This window comes from Roseovarius sp. THAF8 (genome assembly GCF_009363735.1).
Classification (GTDB): Bacteria; Pseudomonadota; Alphaproteobacteria; order Rhodobacterales; family Rhodobacteraceae; genus Roseovarius.
The window spans coordinates 109,741-115,993 of sequence record NZ_CP045412.1; the positions used below are offsets into that span (position 1 = coordinate 109,741).

General features: G+C 57.3%; 6 protein-coding genes and 1 pseudogene. 6 read left to right on the top strand and 1 reads right to left on the bottom strand.

All coding sequences use genetic code 11. The annotated features are described in order from the left end of the window. The first annotated feature begins 22 nt into the window (after positions 1-22). The 5 genes and pseudogenes from FIU85_RS21310 to FIU85_RS22445 all read left to right on the top strand — a co-directional run. Positions 23-1,069, top strand: coding sequence for an ABC transporter ATP-binding protein (locus FIU85_RS21310; protein ID WP_152498438.1), 1,047 nt, complete (start codon positions 23-25; stop codon positions 1,067-1,069). Further along, complete coding sequence (locus FIU85_RS21315) at positions 1,066-1,929, top strand: ABC transporter permease (RefSeq protein WP_152498439.1); 864 nt, start codon at positions 1,066-1,068, stop codon at positions 1,927-1,929. Before FIU85_RS21310 ends, FIU85_RS21315 begins: the two co-directional genes overlap by 4 nt. Further along, positions 1,919-2,716 (top strand): ABC transporter permease, encoded by a 798-nt coding sequence (locus FIU85_RS21320; protein ID WP_254703085.1) that lies wholly within the window; start codon positions 1,919-1,921, stop codon positions 2,714-2,716. The genes FIU85_RS21315 and FIU85_RS21320 overlap by 11 nt, the downstream gene beginning before the upstream one ends. 26 nt (positions 2,717-2,742) lie before the next feature. Further along, a complete protein-coding gene (locus tag FIU85_RS21325) occupies positions 2,743-3,720 on the top strand; it encodes a helix-turn-helix domain-containing protein (RefSeq protein WP_152498440.1) in 978 nt (325 codons plus the stop codon). A gap of 442 nt (positions 3,721-4,162) precedes the next feature. After that, positions 4,163-4,347 (top strand): annotated as a pseudogene (locus FIU85_RS22445) (IS3 family transposase); the annotation flags it as partial. On the opposite strand, the gene FIU85_RS21330 reads toward FIU85_RS22445, so the two are convergent. Continuing rightward, on the bottom strand, positions 4,277-4,651 hold the full coding sequence (locus FIU85_RS21330) for a DUF1403 family protein (protein ID WP_254703086.1): 375 nt from the start codon (positions 4,649-4,651) through the stop codon (positions 4,277-4,279). The pseudogene FIU85_RS22445 and the gene FIU85_RS21330 overlap by 71 nt on opposite strands. 158 nt (positions 4,652-4,809) lie before the next feature. Here FIU85_RS21330 and FIU85_RS21335 point away from each other — a divergent pair, with 158 nt between their 5' ends. Continuing rightward, on the top strand, positions 4,810-5,907 hold the full coding sequence (locus FIU85_RS21335; RefSeq protein WP_152498441.1) for a tyrosine-type recombinase/integrase: 1,098 nt from the start codon (positions 4,810-4,812) through the stop codon (positions 5,905-5,907). Positions 5,908-6,253 lie beyond the last annotated feature (346 nt).

Consider the following 6,253-nt stretch of genomic DNA (forward strand, 5'->3'; position numbering starts at 1 on the left):
CCATCCAAGCAAGAGGACTGGTATGGGGCAGGAGCTTATTCGTCTCGATGGCGTGACACGCAAATTTGGAACTGTCACGGCGCTGAATGACATCAACCTGGCAGTGCGGAGCGGTGAGTTTCTCGCGCTTCTAGGGCCTTCCGGCTGCGGCAAGACTACGCTTCTGCGAATGATTGCGGGATTTCTCGACCCGTCCGAGGGCGAACTTCGCATCGACGGCCGCCGGATGAACAAGGTACCCGCCGATCAGCGCCCCGTGAATACCGTGTTCCAGAATTATGCCCTTTTTCCCCACATGGACGTGACGGAAAACATTGCCTTCGGACTCAAGCGCAAGCGCCTAGGGCGACCAGAGATCCGTACCCGCGTCGCCGAAGCATTGGAAATGGTGGGAATGGGCGACTTTGCTAATCGCTGGCCCTCCGAGCTTTCCGGTGGTCAGCAACAGCGCGTCGCACTCGCGCGTGCCATTGTTAACCAGCCGCGGGTCTTGCTGCTCGATGAACCTCTGGCCGCGCTCGACCTCAAGCTGCGCAAACGCATGCAGATCGAACTCAAACGCCTGCATGAAAGGCTTGGGATGACCTTCATCCTCGTCACGCACGACCAGGAAGAGGCGCTGACCATCGCCGACCGGATCGTCGTGATGGACCATGGTCGCATAGCCCAGATCGGCAGGGGCGAAGAGGTATACGATGCCCCTGAAAGCCGCTTCGTGGCGGATTTCATCGGCGAGGCAAATCTTCTGACTCTGACCGACCAGGGTACGCTTGCCGGAATTACCATTCCCGCTGACGTGACGGTGTCTCCCGGGGCCACTCTGATGGTGCGTCCCGAAAACGTGGCCCTGCTCTACAAGGCCCCTGCGAGGGCAGATCACTGGGTCCTGGGCGAAGGGCGTCTGCGTCAGAAGATCTTCCGTGGCGTAGCATGGCGGCTCTATGCGGAACTGCCCGACGGCCAAGAAGTGGTGATGGACACCAATATTCCTGAAGCCTCAAAATTGTACAGCGGCGCCGAGTTGCACTTCGGATGGCCCGTCGAACGGGTACGGGTGCTGGATCGATGAGACTGGGTTACTGGACGATCGTTCTGTTGCTGGCAGTGCCGGTGGCATTCATGCTGGCGTTTTTCGCGGCCCCCTTCGCGGCAGTGGCGCTAACCAGCTTTCGCGACACGGATGGCGCATGGACACTTGCGAACTACGTCCGCGTGGTTAGCGACCCTTATTACCTTAGGTCCATGTGGACCACGCTATCCATAGCGTTGTGGGTGACGCTGATAACGATTTTGCTGGGGTATCCTCTCGCCTATTTCATGGCCTTCCGAGTGCGAAATAGGTGGCTTAAACGCCTGATCTATATCATCGTGGTGACGCCGCTGTTCACCAGCAACGTCGTGCGTGCCTTTAGCTGGATCATCCTGCTCGGTCGCAACGGCTTTATCAACGATCTGCTCTTGACTTTGCGCCTAACCGACAAGCCGCTGCCCCTGCTATTCAACCAGACGTCGATCATCATCGGACTGTCCTATATCATGCTACCCTTCATGGTGTTGTCGGTAGCAGCGGTTCTGCAGAACACGGATGCCCGTCTCAAGGACGCGGCCCGGGATCTTGGGGCCGGTCCGCTGCGCACCTTCGCGGCGGTCACGTTGCCGCTCAGCCTGCCGGGGGTGATTTCCGGCGCACTCATGGTGTTCACCCTCTGCGTCTCGGCCTATGTGACACCGAGCATTCTCAGTGGCGGCCGCGAAGTCGTGATGTCGATGCTGGTCTTCCAACAATATGCCACCGTGCTGAACTTCAGCTTCGGCGCGACTTTGGCCGTGACGCTTTTGTTTACCGCGTTCGTCCTTCTGGGAGCCTATCAACTGGTGCGGCTCGCAGCCCAGCAATCCCGCAAGAGACGAGGCTACCATGTTGCATAACCTGATCAGCCGGATCGGGCTGGGCCTCTATGCCTGGTTGGTCATCCTCTACCTGCTATTCCCCTTGGCGGTGCTGATCGCGGCTTCTTTCACAGCTACGGATTTCCTAGCCTTCCCCCCAAAGGGACTGTCGCTGCGCTGGTATGCTAGACTCATCGAAAATGCGGGCTTCGTTGAAGCCGCCTGGACAAGCGTCAAGCTTGCCGCCGTGGCAACGGCGCTCGCGATTGTTTTAGGGGTGCCCACGGCACTAGTTCTGGCCCGACAACGTTTTCCAGGCAAAGCTGCGATCAACACAATTTTCATTTCGCCACTTCTGCTTCCGGCCATCGTGATCGGTGTGGCGGTATTGCAATATGCACATATGCTTGGTTTCGCCCGCACCTTTTGGGCGCTGCTGGTGGGCCACGTGGTGATCATGGTCCCCTATGTCATCCGCACCACGATGGCCTCGCTGGGCGGTCTGCCAATGAATATTGAGGAGGCAGCTCAAGACCTTGGTGCCAATAGGATCGAGACGTTTTTCTTGATTACCCTGCCCCAGATCAAGCCCGGCGTTATTGCGGGCAGCCTTTTCGCATTCATCATGTCCTGGATCAATGTCGAAGTGAGCATATTCAATTCAACTGCCGAACTCGTGCCGATCCCGGTGAAGCTATTCAACTATATCCAGTACAATATCGATCCGCTCGTGGCCGCAATCTCTGCCGTGACGGTGTATGCAGCCTTCGGAGCTGTGTTCTTGATCGATGCTTTGATCGGAATTGATAAGGCCACCAATGGTTAATGACATCATATTGAGGGAGACAGGCCATGTATCTGGAAAGTATTGCATCTGCTCCAATTCGCGCTAAAACTGCTGATGGAAGATCCGTTTCCACCAAGGTCGTTCAACTAGTTGTGCAGGACCGCACCGTCATGCATGTCGCACAAGCCTGTGCAGACGTACTGAACGTCGCAAACAGACTTAATGAATGTCGCGTCTATGACTGGACCATCGAAAGGGCCGACACGATCGGCAAACTCGGGCGCTCGGACATCCTTGTATTGGTCGGTGGATCGGAACTACCGTGGTGGCCGTCTGCCAAGAATTTGCAGCCACTGACATCAGCCATACGCAGCGCGACCCGCATTTGTGTTGTCGGCGCGGCAGTTTTTCTGCCATTGTGCGCAAGGTTGTTGCGAGACCGAAATGTGGCAGTACACCCTAATTTTCGCCTTGCCGTCTCGGAAGAAGTCCATGGCCCATATATCCAGAATACCGCCACCTTCCACGACCGGAATTTAAGCAGTGCGATTGGGCTTGCCGCAGCAATTCGGATGACAGTTGATGTAGTCCGAGAGGCTGAAGGTGATTACACCGCACACGCCATAGCTGAATACCTTGGCTTGAATGACACTGCAGAAACTTCAGGAACCAGCCTCTACTGGCGATATACCCAAATGGCTGCCGGGGATCCGCTGGTTCTGAACGCACTCTCCATGATGCAGGAACATCTGGAAGACACTCTCACCGTATCGCAAATCTGCTGGCTGATGGGCAAATCCACTCGCGTACTGGAACGCAGGCTTCGTTTCAAACTGCTCAACACGCCTTTGAGGGTTTACCGTAACCTTCGACTTGAACATGCGAGGCAGCTGCTGTCGCAGACCAACATGCCACTAGGAACTGTGGCACTTGCCAGCGGTTTTACAAACACCGTTCTACTTAAGAAATGGTACCTTGCGGAGTATGGCGAAACTCCCTCGCAAACGCGCGGGCTGGCTTTCAAGGGCCTGCAGCTGACATAGCAATGACTTGCACTCTTAATTGATATCGAGCGGAAAACCAGCCCAAACCATTGATCAGCCGCTTCTCACCCGAACGAAATTGTCGGACCACGGACAGTCGTCACTGCGGTCTGCATGTTCGTTGAGAAATTCCATTATTTCGCCCTATCCATGATAATATAGTGAGAAGCGGCCCATCAAGGCCAAACCGCCAAGTGTAGCTTCGTTCGCCAAGCTGTCGCATGCAAGTTTGGCGCGCCAAATTCTTTTTCTGGTGGATAATAGGGAATCAATTCCTGAAAGTCCGGACTCTAAATAAGCCTCCTTTGAAATAGTACAATAATAGGCATGCCTACTAAACGGAGCCGTCCGATCAATGGAGTATGTCAGCCGTTTGGCACATTTGCGCGGACAGGCAGAAAAAGTGCCACGACGAATCCAGAACTATCACTTCTTGTGCCCAGTTGAGACCTTCTTCAAGACCACAAGTCGGAGCTGTTGTGGCCAGTCGCCTGGCATTCACGCCAGCAGGCGGAAAACGCCATCGCCAGATACATCGACGGGTTCTACAATCTCGTCAGACGCCATTCATCGCTCGACTTCCAAAGCCCCGTCGCCTTCGAGCGAAGGGCCCGCGAAGTGAGCTAAACGCTCTCCACAAAATTTGGGCAAGTCCAGTCAGATGGTAGGCGTCGCGGATATCCGCCTCTCGCGCCAGCCGACCCTCCAGTTTCGAAGTCGCAGTTGTCGCTCTCAGAGTCAGCCGATTGGCGAGCAGTCTCATGGGCACACCATGCCTGGGATCGCCGACCAGCTGATCGAGCACCGTGAGCGCCGCCCCCGACCGAAAGACCACAGTTTCAAGCGTTTCGGCACGCCCGGCAGAGACCCAGCCGGTAAGCTGCGGTAGTGTGGCTAGGTCATTTGAGATGGTGGCGTGATGATATGTCATGTCACAAGATTAGTCTCTCGCGGCGCTTTCGTCCACGATATGTTGTGCAAACCGCCCCACTCTGGAGTTTTCATCCATGTCCAATAAGTTTGCCTTATCGGACATGAATAGATACGCTGCGGCACAGCCTCAAAATCAGCGGATTTTCAGGGAAAGCGATGGACTCAGAGACCGACAAATCGACGTCAGCGCCCTCCGGTGCGCTCGATGATGTGCGCGGCGACGAGAGAGAGCAAGAGGCAGGCAATAGCATCGCCCTGCCCGCCCATGTCGCCGGGTCGGGCACGCTGGATCACCTGGTCGACACCGCGCGCGATTACGCCCGGGCTGCGGCGTCCGAGAACACGCTCAAGGCCTACGCCAAGGACTGGGCCCACTTCGCACGCTGGTGCCGCATGAAAGGCGCGGAGCCACTGCCCCCGTCCCCGGAGATGATCGGACTCTATCTCGCGGACCTGGCGGCCGGGTCGGGCCCCTCCCCTGCCCTCGCGGTCAGCACGATTGACCGCCGCCTGTCGGGCCTGGCCTGGAACTACGCGCAGCGCGGCTTCACTCTCGATCGCAAGAACCGCCACATCGCGACAGTCCTGGCCGGGATCAAGCGGAAGCACGCGCGCCCGCAGGTACAGAAGGCCGCAATTCTCGCCGAAGACATCCTCGCGATGGTCGCCACCCTGCCCTACGATCTGCGTGGACTGCGAGATCGGGCGATCCTTTTGATTGGCTATGCTGGCGGCCTCCGTCGCTCGGAAATCGTGAGCCTCGATGTGGGTAAGGACGACACGCCAGACAGTGGCGGATGGGTCGAGATCCTGGAGAAAGGCGCCCTCCTGACGCTCAATGCAAAGACCGGTTGGCGCGAGGTCGAGATCGGCCGCGGCTCCAAGGAACAGAGCTGCCCGGTCCACGCCCTCGAACAATGGCTGCACTTCGCCAGGATCGATTTCGGCCCGGTCTTCGTTGGGACCTCACGCGATGGCAAGCGCGCATCGGAAACGCGGCTCAACGACAAGCATGTCGCGCGGCTGATCAAGCGATGCGTCCTCGATGCCGGCATCCGATCCGATCTTCCAGAGAAAGACCGCCCGGCCCTCTTCTCCGGCCATTCCCTGCGCGCCGGTCTCGCCAGTTCGGCCGAGGTCGACGAGCGCTATGTCCAGAAACAGCTTGGCCACGCCTCGGCCGAAATGACCCGCCGCTACCAACGCCGCCGGGATCGGTTCCGGGTGAACCTGACTAAAGCCGCCGGGCTCTGATCGCGCGATTAATTGGTCGTTTAGTTGCGATACCTTAAATTGCAAACGGCCCGTTTCCACGCCTCTGATAGGCTAGAGTGCCCCTCGCAACCGCCTGTCGAGGCTATGTTAAGCGGCTTGGATCGTGGTATCAGAGCTGCCCTCTGCGTCGGAACCTATCTTTGAGTTCGCCGTCGCCACATGAAGAGGGGGGCAACAAGCTTGTGGTTCGGCGGAACTCGTCCACTAGATGTGGAAAATCCTTGCGCGAATCCGACTATTACGCCAATAGTCACGGAAACGAGGCAAAAAACGTCAGTTTCCGTGAACACGCCAAAGAAGCCGTGGCTCGGGAATGAGAGGGCAG